The organism is Oscillospiraceae bacterium MB24-C1 (genome assembly GCA_030913685.1).
Classification (GTDB): Bacteria; Bacillota; Clostridia; order Oscillospirales; family Ruminococcaceae; genus Yanshouia.
Window position 1 is genome coordinate 913,064 of sequence record CP133187.1, and the last position, 17,316, is coordinate 930,379.

Annotated in this window: 15 protein-coding genes, 1 pseudogene and 1 riboswitch; of the genes and pseudogenes, 11 read left to right on the plus strand and 5 right to left on the minus strand. The window is 49.2% G+C overall.

Annotated elements, in window-relative coordinates:
- Window positions 1-117: 117 nt before the first annotated feature.
- From RBH76_04480 to RBH76_04495, 4 genes are all read left to right on the plus strand, one after another.
- Window positions 118-807 carry a response regulator transcription factor gene (locus RBH76_04480; protein WMJ84689.1) on the plus strand — a complete coding sequence of 230 codons (690 nt, stop codon included), beginning with the start codon at window positions 118-120 and terminating at the stop codon, window positions 805-807.
- Complete coding sequence (locus tag RBH76_04485; protein ID WMJ84690.1) at window positions 794-1,813, plus strand: sensor histidine kinase; 1,020 nt, start codon at window positions 794-796, stop codon at window positions 1,811-1,813. Before RBH76_04480 ends, RBH76_04485 begins: the two co-directional genes overlap by 14 nt.
- Before the next feature lie 93 nt (window positions 1,814-1,906).
- Window positions 1,907-2,674 (plus strand): ABC transporter ATP-binding protein, encoded by a 768-nt coding sequence (locus RBH76_04490; GenBank protein ID WMJ84691.1) that lies wholly within the window; start codon window positions 1,907-1,909, stop codon window positions 2,672-2,674.
- Window positions 2,667-4,637 (plus strand): ABC transporter permease, encoded by a 1,971-nt coding sequence (locus RBH76_04495; GenBank protein WMJ84692.1) that lies wholly within the window; start codon window positions 2,667-2,669, stop codon window positions 4,635-4,637. The genes RBH76_04490 and RBH76_04495 overlap by 8 nt, the downstream gene beginning before the upstream one ends.
- A gap of 53 nt (window positions 4,638-4,690) precedes the next feature.
- Here the strand turns inward: RBH76_04495 and ribE are convergent, their stop codons facing one another.
- The 5 genes from ribE to RBH76_04520 form a co-directional block, all read right to left on the minus strand.
- Window positions 4,691-5,158 (minus strand): 6,7-dimethyl-8-ribityllumazine synthase, encoded by a 468-nt coding sequence (gene ribE, locus RBH76_04500; protein WMJ84693.1) that lies wholly within the window; start codon window positions 5,156-5,158, stop codon window positions 4,691-4,693.
- 14 nt (window positions 5,159-5,172) lie between these two features.
- Window positions 5,173-6,372, minus strand: a complete 1,200-nt coding sequence (locus tag RBH76_04505) for a bifunctional 3,4-dihydroxy-2-butanone-4-phosphate synthase/GTP cyclohydrolase II (GenBank protein ID WMJ84694.1) — start codon at window positions 6,370-6,372, stop codon at window positions 5,173-5,175.
- Between the two features lie 11 nt (window positions 6,373-6,383).
- Window positions 6,384-7,022 carry a riboflavin synthase gene (locus tag RBH76_04510; protein ID WMJ84695.1) on the minus strand — a complete coding sequence of 213 codons (639 nt, stop codon included), beginning with the start codon at window positions 7,020-7,022 and terminating at the stop codon, window positions 6,384-6,386.
- Window positions 7,004-8,107, minus strand: a complete 1,104-nt coding sequence (ribD, locus tag RBH76_04515) for a bifunctional diaminohydroxyphosphoribosylaminopyrimidine deaminase/5-amino-6-(5-phosphoribosylamino)uracil reductase RibD (GenBank protein ID WMJ84696.1) — start codon at window positions 8,105-8,107, stop codon at window positions 7,004-7,006. Before ribD ends, RBH76_04510 begins: the two co-directional genes overlap by 19 nt.
- 168 nt (window positions 8,108-8,275) lie before the next feature.
- Window positions 8,276-8,416, minus strand: a riboswitch (FMN riboswitch).
- An 85-nt stretch (window positions 8,417-8,501) separates the two neighbouring features.
- Complete coding sequence (locus RBH76_04520) at window positions 8,502-8,885, minus strand: cupin domain-containing protein (GenBank protein WMJ84697.1); 384 nt, start codon at window positions 8,883-8,885, stop codon at window positions 8,502-8,504.
- Window positions 8,886-9,113: 228 nt separating this feature from the next.
- Between RBH76_04520 and RBH76_04525 the strand changes: the two genes are divergently transcribed.
- From RBH76_04525 to RBH76_04555, 7 genes and pseudogenes are all read left to right on the plus strand, one after another.
- Window positions 9,114-10,625, plus strand: coding sequence for a sugar ABC transporter ATP-binding protein (locus RBH76_04525; GenBank protein WMJ84698.1), 1,512 nt, complete (start codon window positions 9,114-9,116; stop codon window positions 10,623-10,625).
- A gap of 17 nt (window positions 10,626-10,642) precedes the next feature.
- The gene (locus RBH76_04530) at window positions 10,643-11,674 is read left to right on the plus strand and encodes an ABC transporter permease (protein WMJ84699.1); all 1,032 of its coding nucleotides are present in this window, start codon (window positions 10,643-10,645) and stop codon (window positions 11,672-11,674) included.
- Window positions 11,675-12,050: 376 nt separating this feature from the next.
- Window positions 12,051-12,860 (plus strand): annotated as a pseudogene (locus RBH76_04535) (substrate-binding domain-containing protein).
- A gap of 15 nt (window positions 12,861-12,875) precedes the next feature.
- Window positions 12,876-13,721 (plus strand): substrate-binding domain-containing protein, encoded by an 846-nt coding sequence (locus tag RBH76_04540; protein ID WMJ85202.1) that lies wholly within the window; start codon window positions 12,876-12,878, stop codon window positions 13,719-13,721.
- Window positions 13,722-13,871: 150 nt separating this feature from the next.
- The gene (locus RBH76_04545) at window positions 13,872-14,558 is read left to right on the plus strand and encodes a D-lyxose/D-mannose family sugar isomerase (protein ID WMJ84700.1); all 687 of its coding nucleotides are present in this window, start codon (window positions 13,872-13,874) and stop codon (window positions 14,556-14,558) included.
- Between the two features lie 16 nt (window positions 14,559-14,574).
- Window positions 14,575-15,534, plus strand: a complete 960-nt coding sequence (locus RBH76_04550; GenBank protein ID WMJ84701.1) for a carbohydrate kinase — start codon at window positions 14,575-14,577, stop codon at window positions 15,532-15,534.
- 52 nt (window positions 15,535-15,586) lie between these two features.
- On the plus strand, window positions 15,587-17,176 hold the full coding sequence (locus tag RBH76_04555) for a response regulator (protein WMJ84702.1): 1,590 nt from the start codon (window positions 15,587-15,589) through the stop codon (window positions 17,174-17,176).
- The last annotated feature ends 140 nt before the right edge of the window (window positions 17,177-17,316 follow it).

The following is a 17,316-nucleotide window of genomic DNA, read 5'->3' on the forward strand; positions in this document are numbered from 1 at the left end:
AGCTATGACACATTGCCTTATCCGCCTGCTTTCATCTTGACAAGGCAACGGTCCTACCCCTCACAAAGATCATTGTATTAAGGACATAGTCACAGAAAATTAAATGAGGAAACGTCAATGTATAAAATATTAATTGTGGAAGATGATCCTGTCATTTCAAAAGAGGTCGCCCGCGGTTTGATCAAGTGGGGATATGAAGCAAAATCAGTCTTGGATTTTTCCGATGTCCTGACGGAGTTTATGAATTTTGATCCTCATCTGGTTCTACTGGACATCTCTCTTCCTTTTTACAACGGATATCATTGGTGCCAGGAAATCCGACGCATCTCAAAGGTTCCGGTTATGTTTCTTTCTTCCGCCTGTGAAAATATGAATATCATTATGGCCGTCAATATGGGCGGGGATGATTTTGTCGCCAAGCCTTTTGATATGGATATGCTGTTCGCAAAAATACAGGCGCTTTTGCGGCGGTCATACGCCTTTCAGCTTCATACTTCCGTTGTAGAACACAGGGGCGCTATATTGAACCTTTCCGACGGCACAATGATGTATAATGGGGAAAAGATTGAGCTGACTCGCAATGAATATCGAATGCTGCAACTGTTTTTTGAAAATAAAGGCACCACCGTTTCGCGAGAAGCCCTTATGAAGCGTCTATGGGAAAGCGATTGCTTTATAGATGATAATACCCTGACCGTCAATATTGCACGGCTTCGCAAAAAGTTGGAAGATGTAGGGCTGAGCAACTTTATCGGCACAAAAAAAGGGATTGGATATATTCTGGAGGACAGTTATGAGAAAACTTAATGGTGCAAGGTTGTTGCTCAAGTGGGTCGCTTGTCGCAGCGCATTTTTGCTGGCGGTAACTGGCGGGAGCCTTTTGTTTGTTGTTCTATCTCTGCTGTCACACATAGATGTACGTCCATCGTTATATGGAGCTGGCCTGTGCCTTTTTTTAACGTTACTCTGGAGCATCTATGATTTTATAAGATTTTTTCATAAGACCAATCAACTTGCCCATATGATAAATCATTTTCAGGTTGCCACGGGCCCACTTCCCGATCCGTCCGGCTACATCGAAGAACAGTACCAGCAGTTGATCCGGGAATTATATCATGACCGAGCGGCAAAAATATCAGAGACGGAAAAGATCAAGAGTGAGCGGGAAGATTACTATACGCTCTGGGTGCATCAGATTAAGACGCCCATTTCAGCGCTGAGGCTTCTGCTGCATTCGGATGAGCTACAAAATAATACTTTCGCCATGGAGCAGGAATTGTTTAAAATTGAGCAGTATGCAGAAATGGTACTTCAGTATCTGCGCTTGGAAAGTCTGTCTTGTGATCTCCTTTTAAGAGAATACGCCCTTTATGAGTTGGTCAAGCAAGCAGTGAAAAAATACGCCTATGCCTTTATTGGCAAAAAACTGTCCCTAACTTTGAAGGAATTTGAGTTTTCTGTCATAACGGACGAAAAATGGTTGAGTTTTGTGCTGGAACAGCTTTTATCAAACAGCGTAAAATATACTTTAAACGGTGGCGTTCAGGTTGGCATGGACCCTGAAAATGACCGCACACTTCTCATTTCGGATACAGGCATTGGCATAAAGGCGGAAGACCTGCCCCGCGTTTTCGACCGTGGCTTTACCGGTTATAATGGCCGTATGGATAAGGCGTCCACGGGGATTGGTCTGTATCTGAGCAAACGGGTGACAGATCGTTTAGGTGTGGCGCTTAGCGTCTCTTCCAAACTAAACGAAGGCACACAGTACCGAATTTATTTCCCGCTCATTGCAGACACCTTACAAAAATGAAAGATTCAACCTCAAATTGTAAGCTGAAGTTAAGGCTGCAATTTTTAAGCTTTGCTATACTTAACAACAGAACAGCAAAGGAGGAAATTGCACTTGGCACTTCTTGAAGTAAAAAACCTAAAAAAAATATACACAACACGTTTTGCCGGGAGCTCTGTACAGGCGCTGGATAACGTGAGCTTTTCTGTGGAAAATGGAGAGTATGTCGCCATCATGGGCGAATCTGGCTCGGGCAAGACAACTCTACTGAACCTTCTGGCGTCGCTTGATAAGCCGACCAGTGGCGAAATCTATCTGGAGGGCAAAGCCTTCTCAACGATTAGGCCGAAGGCGCTCTGCGCATTTCGCCGGGATAATCTGGGCTTTGTTTTTCAGGATTTTAACCTGTTGGACAGTTTTTCTTTGCAGGATAATATCGTGTTGCCGTTGGTGCTGCAGGGGGCGGACTACTCAGAAATGTCCCGGCGGCTGGCCTTGTTAGCAGAACAGTTAGGCATCGCAGATATCTTGCAGAAATATCCCTACGAGGTGTCCGGCGGGCAAAAACAGCGTGCTGCCGCAGCGCGCGCCCTGATCACCAACCCAAAACTGGTTCTGGCGGATGAACCTACTGGCGCACTGGATTCCAAGGCTGCTTTACAACTGCTGAATCTGTTTTCCGACATCAACCGACGGGGTCAGACCATCGTAATGGTCACCCATAGCGTTCAGGCCGCCAGCCACGCCAAACGCGTACTGTTTATTAAGGACGGAAACCTATTCAATCAAATTTATCGCGGTGAACAATCCTACGATGAAATGTTCCGCATGATTTCCGATACGCTGTCCATTCTTCAGGTGGGAGGCGGCAGCCATGCATAGAACCTGTATTCTTCCGCGGCTGGCTTATAACAGCATTAAAAAAAGTGTATCTTCTTATCTTCCGTACATTTTTGCTACGTCGTTTGCCGTTGCCGTCTTCTTCATTTTCAGTGCCATAGCCAAAAATGAGATGATAGAGAGGCTACCCCATGCAAGTTATCTTTCGGGGCTAATGCAGGTTGGCAAGGTGCTTTTGGGAATTGTTTTGGTTCCGTTCCTTTTTTATACCAACAGCTTCTTGATGAAACGACGCAAAAGAGAAATGGGTCTTTACAGCATTTTAGGGCTGGAAAAGCATCATATCGGCTTTATTATTAGCACAGAAACAGTGATGGTATATCTTGCTTCGGTCATTTTAGGCATCGTAACAGCGCTGGTTTTTTCTAAATTAATTTTTCTAATGCTGCTAAATATCACGAACCTCCCGGTAGAGGCGCAGTTTACGGCCAAGTCTTCCTGCTATATCCAAACAATTATTTTTTTTGGGAGTGTCTTTCTTCTAAATCTTGTCATCAATTTGATTCAGGTTTCACGGGCCAATCCTGCCGATCTATTTCAAAGCGCCCAACAGGGTGAAAAGCAGCCCAAGCGTCTGTGGCCTTCTACTTTATTGGGTGCTGCTGCTTTGGCTGGCGGCTATTACCTCGCGCTCAACTTCAAGCTAAGCAGTACTTTTATTTTGGTTGTTTTCGGTTCTATTTTGTTGGTTATACTTGGCACCTATTTCCTATTCGCTTCCGGCATTATTACTTCTTTGCGTCTTCTGAAAAAGAATCACCGCTATTACTATAATAAAAAGAACTTCGTGACGATATCCGGAATGCTTTACCGTATGCGTAAGAATGCGGCAAGCCTGTCTAATATATGCATATTTAGCACAATGGTTATCATCACACTGGTCTGCACGGTTTCTCTTTTCAAAGGGCTTGACAGCATTGCGGACTACCGTTATCCCCATGATGTGGATATCCGCTTTGTCGACGGGCAGTTTACGCAGCATGAAGCGCTTCGCGAAGTGATTTTGTCTGAGAGCGCGGCACAAAATGTTGCCGTTTCAGATTTAATCGGATTTGAATACATGAGCATGGGCCTAAAATTGCATGAAAATGCCTTTGTACCAGTGGAAAGCAAGAACGATTACAGCAAAATTTATACTATGCGCGTTCTGCGTCTGGAGGATTACAACCGCATTGAAAACACCGACGAAACATTAGAAAATGGCGAAGTTTTGTTTTTTTGTACAGGCGCCGACTATGGCGGCCGCAAACTTGCGATTGCAAACAAGACCTACAATATAAAAAAAGAACTTCAATCCTTACGTTTTGAAACAAAAGAGCCGAGATCGCTCCAGAGTATTTATTACTTGATTGTACCCAATAAAGAAGAGCAGGCGCAGCTTTTCCGCGCTATGAATCGCACAGAGGATCAGTGGATTTACACCGTCCGCTTTGACACGGCAGGCGACGAGGCAAGCCAAGAGCGTTTTGCTGGCAATATAAGTGATCGGGTGACACAGATGCCGGGGTTCAACCGGTTTGACAGCCGAATTGAAGGCGAAAAGCAGGATGCGGTAATTTTAGGCGGATTGCTTTTTCTCGGCGTTTTTTTCGGAGTTATCTTTATGGTCTGTATGGTCATGATCATGTACTACAAGCAGTTGTCCGAAGGGTTTGAAGATAAAACCAACTTTGATGTCATGCAACAAGTGGGGATGAGCCAGTCAGAGGTAAAGTCGACCATACGACGCCAAATATTAACGGTCTTCTTTCTGCCGCTGCTCATGGCGTTATTGCATACCGCTATAGCTCTGTCACCAATGGAAACAATGCTGAGTACACTGAACCTATTCAACCACAAGCTGATTGTTCTCAGTACGTTGGGCGTCTCTTTTGTGTTTGCTGTTGTTTATATTATAAGCTATCATATGACAGCGAAGGCCTATTACAGAATTGTACGTCGCTAATATGGCGTAAGAAACTGCCACCAGCTTTAATTAGCTGGTGGCAGTTTCTTATTTTATTCTTCTATTGCTCTGATCAGGTTGACCATTTCAATCGCGCCCACTGCGCATTCGAAGCCTTTGTTGCCAGCCTTCGTGCCAGCACGTTCAATAGCCTGCTCAATATTTTCTGTCGTGAGTACACCAAACATCACTGGAATTCCGCTGGCGAGTGACACCTGAGAGATGCCTTTTGACACTTCGTTACAGACATAATCATAATGCGTGGTGCTCCCACGGATGACGGCGCCGAGACAGATGACCGCGTCATATTTTTCGCTTTTCGCCATTTTGGAGGCAATAAGTGGAATTTCAAAAGCACCGGGAACCCACGCCACATCAATACTATCTTCTGATACGTCGTGACGTTTCAGACCATCCAATGCGCCAGAAAGCAACTTGGAAGAAATAAATTCGTTAAACCGCGTTGTAATAATGCCAACCTTAATTTTTTCTGGGACCAGTTTTCCTTCAAATACATTCATTGTAAAAACTCCTTTCAATAATCAAGCAGGTGCCCCATTTTAACCTGCTTCGTTTTCAGGTAAGACAGGTCATAGTCGGTAGCTTCCATCTGTATGGGAAGCCGTTCAATAATCTCCATACCGTAGTCGGAGAGTTGGTAGACTTTGTCCGGATTATTGGTCAAAAGCCGCAATGTCTTAGCACCCAAATGCCGGAGAATTTGCGCGCCGATAAAGTACTCTCTTAAATCACCCACAAACCCAAGTGCTTCGTTCGCTTCCAGCGTATCCATGCCCTGATCTTGCAATTCATAGGCCCGGAGTTTGTTAATCAACCCGATTCCGCGCCCTTCCTGCCGCATATAAAGCAAGATTCCGCGTCCCTCCTGTGCAATCTGTGCCATTGCAGCGGCAAACTGTTGCCCGCAGTCACAGCGGAGAGAACCAAAGGCGTCCCCAGTTAGGCATTCGGAGTGGACACGACACAGCAGATTCTGGCCATCACCGATATCTCCTTTGACCAGGGCGATGTGGTGTTCTCCGTTGAGCTTATTGACATAGCCATACGCCGTGAAGTCGCCGAATTTTGTCGGCATATTTGCAGCCGCTATACGCTCAACCAATTGATCATGTTTTTTGCGGTAATCCTGTAGGGCTTTTATTGTTATGAATTTTAAATCCCATTTGCTTGCCAGCGCCTTCAATTCGGACGTTCGCATCATCGTTCCGTCTTCCCGCATAATTTCACAGCACAAGCCGCATTCCTTCAATCCGGCAAGCCGCAGCAAATCCACGGTGGCCTCGGTATGTCCATCTCGTTCTAAAACGCCGTTTGGCTTTGCCATCAGCGGGAACATATGCCCGGGGCGGCGGAAGTCTTCCGGTTTCGCGTCCTCGCTAACACAAGCGCGGGCCGTCATGCCGCGTTCTTCCGCTGAGATGCCCGTTGTCGTGTTGATGTGATCGACCGAAACCGTGAACGCTGTTTCGTGATTATCGGTGTTGGTAGTCACCATTTGAGGAAACTTAAGCTTTTGACAAAGTGCAATGCTCATGGGCATACAAATCAGACCTTTGCCATGCACCGCCATGAAATTAACGTTTTCCGTTGTGGCAAATTCGGCGGCACAGATCAGGTCGCCCTCGTTTTCTCTGTCTTCATCGTCCGTTACCAACACTATTTTTCCTTGGCGCAAATCTTCAAGTGCTTCTTCTATCGTATTAAATGCAAACATGCTGATACCTCCTAAAATCCATAGCGGGAAAGAAATTCTTTTGAAATACCGCTCTGATGTGCCGATGCACCGAGCAGCTTCTCGACGTATTTACCAATACAATCGTTCTCTAGATTCACCGTATCCCCGACACGTCTTTCCCCAAGCGTCGTACTTTTTGCCGTGTGGGGAATCACCGATACGCTAAAATCGTGCGTCGATATTTTGGCAACGGTCAGGCTGATGCCATCAATGGCAATAGACCCCTTTTTGATCACATACCGCAAAATGACGGGGGCCGTTTTGATAGTATACCAAACCGCATTTTCATCTTTTTGCACACTGCGAATGACACCGGTTCCGTCGATATGTCCTGATACAATGTGCCCGCCAAACCGTCCGTTTAGCGGCATGGCACGTTCCAGATTGACCGTACTGTCGGCATTTAGGTTCCACAGGTTGGAGCGCGTCATGGTTTCGTGCATTACATCGGCGGAAAACGTATTATCTGACAGGGAGATGACCGTTAAGCACACACCGTTGACGGCAACACTGTCACCTAGCTTCAAGCCATCCAAAACCACTGACGCGCCGATTGTGACGACAGCGGAATGCCCCCCTTTTCTGACAGAACGGATGACCCCCGTTTCCTCTACGATTCCTGTGAACATGGGATCACCTCGCTTTCCAGCAAAATGTCGTCGCCCAGCCATGTCACTTGCGGCGGGGTAAGTCGGAACGCACATTCCGGGCTTTCCACGCCAAGACCTTCCACGGGGGATTTTGCTTCGGCTCCGCCGAACAGCTTAGGCGCGACATACGCCTGAAGCTTGTTGACAATGCCGCTTTGCAGCGCCGACCAGTTCAGCGTGCCGCCGCCTTCCAGCAAAACGCTGTCTATTCCCCTTTTTCCCAATGCGACCATAAGCGCCTGCAAGTCGATGTGTCTGCCCTTCGACGGGAGCGCCAACACCTCGCACCCCGCCTCTCGGTAAGGCCGGGCGCACGTCTCATCGGGACAGCAGGTGGCCATAATCGTGGGAATCTGCCCTGCTGTTTTTACCATCTGTGCTTCCAGCGGCGTTTGCAACCGAGAATCACAAATGATACGGACAGGATTTTTACTGCCTGGCAAACGGCAGGTTAGAAGAGGGTTGTCCATGAGAACAGTGCCGACTCCCACCATTATGCCGGAGTACCTATGTCGATCCTCCTGCACGCGCCCGCGGGCGGCTTCGCCCGTAATCCATTTCGACTCACCGGAACGCGCGGCGATCTTGCCATCCATTGTCATGGCGTATTTCATCACGACATAGGGCGTTTTTGTCTTAATAAAGTGGAAAAACACGTTGTTGAGCACCGTACAAGCCTCGCTCAATATACCTTCTGTGACTTCAATTCCTTTTTGGCGCAGAATCTGCATTCCCTTTCCGGCGACCATTGGGTTGGGGTCGAGTGATCCGACTACCACGCGTTTAATACCACTTTCGAGAATCGCATCCGTACATGGCGGCGTTTTTCCGTAATGGCAGCATGGCTCTAAAGTCACATACAGTGTCGCGCCTTGCGGTGATTCTGTGCAACTGGCCAGCGCGTTCCTCTCGGCGTGCAGGCCGCCGTGCCGCTGGTGATAGCCAGCACCGATCACTTTGCCATTTTTTATAACGACGGCTCCGACCATCGGGTTTGGGTTGACCCAGCCACACCCTTTTTTAGCGTATTCCAGCGCTAGTTCCATATAAATTTCATCATTCAACAACAACACTCCTAAAGAAAATTAACACCTGAAAGCATTAGAAACGCCTTCCAGGTGTTAAAATTTAGGTGCATTGCGAATACACTAAAGCCATCAGTCCCGGTCAAACCGGCCCTGACGGTATAGCAAAACATTGTCGAACGCTAATTCGACATCACATGCAATTCAACACATCTTCTTCCATCCAGACTATACTGTCGGTTTTGGAGTTTCACCAAATCCTGACTTGAACACAATGTCAAGTCCTGCGCGTGTGCGCTCGCGGACTATACCGCCGATCGGGAATTTCACCCTGCCCTGAAGACATTTTTGCTTATTCAGTTGTTTAATTTCATTATACGACTATTTTCAAATAAATCAATATCCTAAAATCTGTTTGCAAATTTCTGTTATTTTATGTTTGGGAATTCTCCAGAGGGTAATAAGAGGAATTTGCTTCGCCGGTGTCCGCGTTTTCCACAATCAGCAACTTTGACTGTGGCTGGGTGAGCACCGCATGCCACAAATTGCGGGGCACATTGTATAGCTTGCCGGGTTCCATGGGTAGCGCCTCAATTCCCGCCGGTACTTCCCCATATCCGGCCAGCAACAGCGCGGCGGGACCTTGCAGCAGCACAAAGACCTCGTCCGTCTGATGATGGCGCTCTAAAAAGGGAACCTTCCCCTTTTCCTGCGAAGGCTGGTGATTGAGAATGGCAACCCGCCATCCGTTAAAGAAAACCAAAGGAGAAAATCCACTCTCTTCATAGGCGTAAACTTCAACACCGAGCTGTTTCATCAATATAACCTCCCTGAATGACTCTCTTTACAACACCGACACTATTCCCCATAAAAAGGTGCTCTGTCTATGGCAACATTATAAAGACCTCCGCAGAAAATCGCAAGATTCGTGGTGAAATTAAATAAAAAACACACCCAAAACAGAAAAATATCCCCTTAAAACTCACAAATGAATGCGTTATAATAAATTTAGAGCTTGGGGCATTAAAGACGGGGGGATGAACGAATGAAGAAAACCATCGTCTCTATGAAGGGGATTTGCAAGAGCTTTCCCGGTGTAAAAGCGCTGGATCATGTCGATTTTGAGCTGCAAGCGGGTGAGGTAATGGCCCTGCTGGGCGAAAACGGGGCAGGAAAATCCACCCTGGTGAAAATTCTTAGCGGTGTTTACACCCGCGACGCAGGAGAATTGAACATTTTGGGCAATCCGTACGGTAACCTAACTCCAAAACAGGCGCAGGCTGCGGGGGTTGCTATTATCCACCAAGAGCTGAACATGTGTAGCCATCTTTCGGTGGCGGAAAATATATTTCTTGGACGAGAGCTGACCAAAAGCACGCTGCTGGCCAACACAGAAATGGAAGCAGAAGCAGAGCGAATTTTAAACGAACTGAAAATAGACATCTCACCCCAACAGGTGGTTGGGGAATTGACTATCTCACGGCAGCAGATGGTCGAGATAGCCAAAGCGCTTTCCACGAACGCCAAGATACTGGTAATGGATGAGCCCACCTCTTCCCTAACCTCCAGAGAGATTGGCGATTTGTTCCGTATTATTCGGACGCTTCGGGAAAAGGGCTGCGGTATTGTGTACATATCCCACCGGCTTGAAGAATTGCAGCATATTGTTGATCGGGTAACCATCATGCGGGACGGTCAATACATCACCACTATGAATTATGCCGACACCACCATTGACGAGATTATTACCCACATGGTGGGACGTGAGATCAAGGAGCAGTTCCCCCGTGTGAGCTGCCCAAAAGGGCAGGAGATTTTTGCGGTTAAAAACCTCAACGCCGGGCGAATGGTGCGGGACATTAGCTTCTCCCTGTATGAGGGGGAGGTGGTCGGTATCGCTGGTCTAATGGGGGCGGGTCGCACTGAAACCACCCGTGCCATCTTTGGTATCGACCCCAAAGAAGGCGGAGAAATTTATCTGGACGGAAAAGAAATTCAGATCAATTGCCCTGAAGATGCCATCAAGGCGGGCGTCGTGCTAGCGCCGGAGGACCGAAAAAAAGACGGACTGTGTACCAAACTAAGCATCCGGCATAATATTGCGCTACCAAATCTGGATTTGCTTTGTAATAAACTTGGTGTGATCGACCGAAAAAAAGAGGATGCACTCTGTGAAAGGGCGATTACCAGCCTTGCGGTTAAAACCACCGGCATTGAGGTGAATGCGGCCAATCTTTCAGGCGGCAACCAGCAGAAGGTGGTGGTGAGCAAGTGGCTGGTGCGTGACAGCCGGGTTGTCATCTTTGACGAACCGACCCGCGGTATTGATGTGGCGGCCAAAGTGGAGATTTACAACATTATCAATCAGCTCAAACAGCAGGGCATTGCAGTGATGATCGTATCGTCGGAAATCCCGGAAGTTATGGGGATATCAGACCGGATTTTGGTGATGTGTGACGGACGGATTACCGGTGAGGTTATGGCCCAACAGACCAATCAAAACGAAATTCTGACTCTTGCCACCCGCTTTGAAAACAAGGTGGCAGGTGCTGTTTGAGAAAGGGAGTAGGCAGGATGAAACAACAATCCGCTCTGATGCGTTTTTTTAAGATTAGGGGGATGGGTACCGCCCTGACCGCCTTTGCCGGACTCATCATCATTTATCTGGCGTTCGGTATTATCAACCCGACGGTGTTTTCCTTTCACAACATGATGAATCTGCTGCGTTCAATGTCCAAATATCTGCTGATCGGCATAGGGCAGAGTTATGTGCTCATTACCGGAAATATTGACCTTTCGATCGGCTCGGTGGTGGGCATGAGCGCCATGATTTCGGCTACGCTGATGACAAAAGGCGTGGCAGCGCCGATCGCCATTTTGATTACGATCATATGTTGCCTCCTCGTGGGGGTAGCAAACGGTATATTGGTGGGCAAATTTAAATTACCGCCCTTTATTGCAACGTTGGGCACCATGTTTGCAGCCCGCGGCGTCGCTTATATGGTAAACGGTAACCGGAATACCGACGCCATCGCCTCAGGCATTGGCAAAGAATCTGCAGATCAGCTGCAAAGCTTCTTTTATTACGGAAAAACCCTTGGTATTTACAATACCTTTTGGATCTCAATTTTATTGTTTGTGGTGTTTTTCTTCCTGCTGTCCAAAACCCGGACAGGGCGGCATATTTACGCCATAGGTTCCAATGTGGATGCGGCTAAGCTTTCGGGTGTAAACGTGGAAATCACCACGACAAAGACCTATTTGGTCAGCGCTTTTTGCTCCTGCGTGGTGGGTCTGATTCTCTGCGCACAGGCAGGCATGGGTAATATGGAAGCGGGCATGATGTACGAAATGTACGGCGTGGCGGCCGGCGTTATCGGCGGTATATCCCCCTTGGGCGGTACCGGAATTCTACTCGGTACATTGGCCGGCTCAGCCGTGTGGCAGACGCTGGAAAATGGCCTGAACATGATCGGTGCCCCTGTTGGCATACAGCGGATTGTCATTGGCGTGATTGTGACATTTTCGGTGCTGTTGGATGTGGTGCTGCGCCGTGGCAACTCGTTTAAAAAAAAGCTGCCAGAAAAAACAGCAGCAAAAGGTTAACAGCCCCGCAGAAAAACTGCGGTTGTTAATATTAAGCGCTGACTGAAAACAAATGAAACAGGCACTGTTTTGTCTCTGAAAAAAGCCGTCGGACACAGGCGGGCTACGCCCGAAGGAAAGATAGCACCGCCAGAAGCAAAGTAGATTGCTCGGTTTATGTGTTTTTAGTTCGTGTCTAGTATGAGATAAGTTAAATGAAGGAGGAATTGTTTTGAGTAAAAAGATCGTGGCAATTCTCTGCACGTTGGGTCTTGTAGCTTCGCTGATAGTCGGATGCAGCAGCGGCGCGCAGCCCAGCACCAGCCAAGTGGCGCAGCCCCAGAGCAGCAGTAGCGACAATAGTGACAGCAGCGGTGAAGGCACCGGCGATGTCAAGATTGCGTTAATTACCATGGATTCCATTGACCAGCACTGGGTTACCCTCAACGAAGGTGCACAAAAAGCGGCCTCCGAGCTGGGTGTGACGGTGCAGTTCCTCTCCCCCAACACCAAAGACGACGCGCAACAGATTGAATGCGTCAACAACGCGGTCGCGGGCGGGTACAACGCCATCATCGTGGCAGCCAACGGCCCGGACGCCATTTCTTCGGCGTTAAAGGAAGCAGCGGATGCCGGCCTAAAGATTGTCTATGTGGACTCCCCTGCTAACGTTGCAGCTGAGGCAACCTTCTCCACCGACAATAAAGCGGCGGGCAAAACCGCAGGCGAAGAGATGCTCAAGGCTTTGACGGCGGCGGGCGTCACCTCGGGCAAGATTGGCATTGTCAACGTCAACGCAGCTACCGACTCCTGCGTCAAGCGCGAAGATGGCTTCCGCTCGGCGTTTGAAGGCAAGGGCTTTGAAATTATGGAGACTCAGTACGGTGAGGGCGACGCGGCGAAATCCCAGTCCATTGCTGAAAACTACATCACACAGGGCGTTGTGGGCATTTTCGGTGCTAACGAAGGCTCCACCACTGGTGCGGGCAACGCTATCAAGGCAGCGGGCGACGGCAAAGTCATCGGCGTGGGCTTTGATAAGTCCGACGCTATCATGAACCTGATTGAAGATGGCCATCTCCTTTGTACCATGGCACAGAACCCCGACGTGATGGGTTACGAAGGCGTAAAGGCAGCGGTTGCATCCATCAAGGGTGAATCTCTGGGCGGTAAGGTGACCGATACCGGCGTTTCGGTTCTGATCAAGACGGGCGGTAGCGCAGTGTCCGCATCTACAACCGCCAGCAAGGACTGGAAGATTGCACTGATTACCATGGATTCCATTGACCAGCACTGGGTTACCCTCAACGAAGGTGCACAAAAAGCGGCCTCCGAGCTGGGTGTGACGGTACAGTTCCTCTCCCCAAACACCAAGGACGACGCACAGCAGATTGAATGCGTCAACAACGCGGTCGCGGGTGGGTACAACGCCATTATCGTGGCAGCCAACGGCCCAGATGCTATTTCTTCGGCATTGAAGGAAGCGGCAGGTGCCGGACTGAAGATTGTCTATGTAGACTCCCCTGCAAACGTTGCGGCTGAGGCAACCTTTTCCACCGACAACAAAGCGGCGGGCAAAACCGCGGGCGAAGAGATGCTCAAGGCTTTGACGGCGGCGGGCGTCACCTCGGGCAAGATTGGCATTGTCAACGTCAACGCAGCCACCGACTCCTGCGTCAAGCGCGAAGAGGGCTTCCGTTCGGCGTTTGAAGGCAAAGGCTTTGAAATTATGGAGACCCAGTACGGCGAGGGCGACGCGGCGAAATCCCAGTCCATCGCTGAAAACTACATCACACAGGGTGTTGTGGGCATTTTCGGCGCTAACGAAGGCTCCACCACCGGCGCGGGCAACGCAATCAAGGCAGCGGATGGCAAGGTTATCGGCGTGGGCTTTGACAAGTCCGACGCTATCATGAACCTGATTGCAGATGGACATCTGCTTTGTACTATGGCGCAGAACCCCGACGTAATGGGTTACGAAGGCGTCAAGGCAGCCGTTTCTGCTTTAGAGGGTGCAAGCCTGGGCGGCATCGTTACTGATACCGGCGTTTCAGTTCTGACTAAATAAAATCAATATCAAACCTGATGCATCGGCCAAAAATCTTGTCATCTCACCAGTAAACTTATAAGACGCCGGTTTTACGATCGGCGTCTTTTTCTTGAAAGGCCCTATTCAATGTGCTATTATCACTAATAGAAATATCGGAGGACTGCCGTTATGAAACGCAGTGAAATTAACGCCGCGCTTAAAGAAATGGAAGCTTTCATTGAAGAATATCGCTTTGCCCTGCCCCTTTTTTGCCACTTTTCTCCAGAGGATTGGCAGCAAAAAGGGCACGATTATGACGAGATAAGGGACAATCTGCTGGGTTGGGATATCACCGACTACGGGCTGGGTAACTTTCACAAGATTGGATTTTCTCTGATTACGATCCGCAACGGCAATTTGGCCATGCGAGATACATATCCCAAAACCTATGCGGAAAAGCTGCTGTTTCTGCGCGAGGAACAGTATTCTCCCATGCACTTTCATTGGAACAAGATGGAGGATATCATCAACCGGGGCGGTGGCAATGTGCTGATTCAGGTATACAATTCCACCCCCGATGAGGATTTGGACAGAACGCGTGATGTTCATGTTCATCTGGACGGACGGGAGTTGGTGGTGCCCGCCGGAACACAGGTGCGGCTCACGCCCGGTGAAAGCATCACGATTCAGCCTTTTTTATATCATGATTTTACGGTGGAGGCGGGCAGTGGCCCGGTGCTGCTGGGCGAGGTAAGCCAATGCAACGATGACAATTCCGACAACCGCTTTTATGAGCCGATTGGGCGCTTCCCCATTATTGAGGAGGACGAAAAGCCCTACCGCCTGCTCTGTAATGAATATCCGCCTGCAAAATAGAAAAGAGGTAGGCTCTATGTACGATGTAACAGCTATTGGCGAGCTACTCATTGATTTTGCTACACTCAGTACAGACAAAAACGGATACCCCACCATGGCGGCCAAGCCCGGCGGTGCGCCAGTGAACTATTTGGCCGCTCTGACCGCCTATGGCAGAAAGACGGCTTTTCTTGGCAAGGTCGGAGCCGATACCTTTGGCGGGTTGTTGGTAGAAGCCGTTAAACAAGCCGGCATTGAAACCGGTGGCATCCTTCAGGATCCCACGGTCTTTACCACGCTAGCTTTTGTCACCTTTGATAAAAATGGCAACCGCACCTTCAGTTTTGCGCGCAAGCCGGGTGCGGATACCTGTTTGCGCTTTGAGGAATTGGATTTATCTTTTATTGATGCAGCGCGGACGTTACACTTCGGCACCCTTAGCCTTACCGACGAACCGGCGCGAACCGCTACACAGCAGGCAGTTGTCTACGCAAAACAGAAGGGTAAGCTGATCACCTATGACCCCAACCTTCGCCTCTCGCTCTGGCGCAGCCCGCAGGAGGCCGAAAAGCAGATTCTCTGGGGGCTTTCCCAAGCAGATATTGTTAAAATTAGCGACGACGAAGTGCGCTTTCTCTGGGGTTGCGATCAAGAAGAAGGCGCAATGCGCATTCTTGAGGAATATGGTGCCCAGCTTGCTATGGTGACATTGGGCCCAAAAGGCTGCTATCTGAAAAACCGCCGAGGCGCTGTGTTCTGCCCAAGTATCGACGTCAAGACTATCGACACGACTGGCGCGGGGGATATTTTTGGTGGTAGCGCGGTTAGCCGCATTCTGGGGATAAACAAATCCCCAAGCAAGCTGACGCTTTCAGAACTGGGCGAGGTGGCCCGCTTTGCCAGCGCGGCTTCCAGCCTCTCCACCTGCAAAATGGGCGGCATCCCTAGCATTCCGCCTATGCAGGAGGTGCTCGAAGCTATAGAGAAGAATTTCTAACCCAGAAAAGCGAAAAGTGGTTGACAGCAGGCAGAAGCAGGAGGTGGCGCGGATGCTTCAAGTGGTGATTGCAGATGACGAGGTAAGAGTCTGCCGTTTGGTGCAGATGCTAGTCGACTGGGATACATTGGACATGGAACTGGCGGGTATCGCTTCCAACGGGCTGGAGGCCTTGGCGTTGGTGGAGCAGACAAAACCGGATGTTTTGATTACCGATATCCGGATGCCGGGTTGCGACGGGCTGGAGCTGATTGAACGGGCGAGGCAAATTTCCCCCGAGCTGGAAATCGTCATTATCAGTGGCTATGCACAGTTTGAATACGCGCAATCTGCCATTCGTTACGGTGTGGGCGATTATTTGCTAAAGCCTATTAAGCAGGACGCGCTGAATGCCACGTTGAAGAAACTGGCTGAGCGCTGCCAAAACCGCGTAGCTTCAGTCATAGCCATGGAGGATTTGCGGCAGAGCAGCAAAAAGGATCATGACCGACTACGCAGCCGCCTGTTGGAAGATTTATTGCAAGGCAGGCTGGAAACCCCCACCTGCGAGCAATTAAAAAACGAATATGGTTTCCCGGTGGGTGCGGGCCTGTTTCAGGTATATATCCTCAAGATGGACTATCCACCCGACGCAGTAGAAAACGCGTCTCTTTCGGTGCTGCAAAGCAAAGTAACGCAAGTGTTGGAACCGATACTTAAGCCGCTTTACACCTCCGGGCTGCTGCAATTTTACCGGAGTACCGGCTACGGCGTGCTCCATTTTGAACCCCATCAAAAAAGCGCTATTCGTCGTGTGCTTCGCGATTGCTTAAATCAGTTGGTAGCACAGCAGTTTTTCTTTGGTTCAGTGGATTTTTCGCTGGCAATTGGCAAAGCGGTACAGTCGTCTTTGGAGCTGCCGCAATCGATGCGCAGTGCTCAATTGGCCATTTGTGAGCGGCTGGTGGAAGGAACCGGACGACTGCTGGAATCGGCACCCTCCCCTTCCCCTTTGCGGATGCGACAGATACTGGACAAATACAACCACGGTATAGAACGGGCTGTCGATGCTCTGAGCGCTGATGAGGCGGATAAGGTGGCTGAGGAGTTGCGCCGTTCGGTAGCTCAGACGCCCAATATTCGAGGCTATGAGCTGTTGGAACTGGTATTGTCCGCCGGCCGAATGTTTGCAGTCAGACTGCATCTAAATGATCAATCCGACCCGGTAAAGAAGTTTGCGGAGCAATGTGAGCTTTGTGGCAGCGGCGAACAGCTTTTTGACCGCCTACGCCGATTCCAGCGCAGGCAGCTGGAGCAACTGTGGGAACAGCAGGAAAATGAGGCCATCCGCCCTATTCGCATTGCCAAGCAGTATATTCAGCAACATTATAATGAGCCCATCTCGCTGGAGGATGTTTGTTCCGCCACAGGCTTTAGCGTCAGCTATTTCAGCACCATGTTTAAAAAGGAGACCGGAGAAGGTTTTTCTAAATATTTGGCTCGGATACGTATTGAACAGGCTAAATCCCTATTGCAGGATACCGGTCTGCCTATCGCGGAGGTATGTGACCGGGTAGGATATAACGACCTGAAACACTTTACCACCACTTTTAAAAAGGTAACCAGCCTGAATCCCGGGCAGTACCGCAAGCTATACGGATAAGCTGCGGTGTTTAGAAAAAGTAGGAAGTTTGAACAAGTTTCAAGCTTCCTTGATTTTAAGTGTGTATTGCGCGCTACGGACAATCGCAATGTATGCACATTATCATCATCCGTTTTGGTCGTTTGTACCTTGAGTAAAGC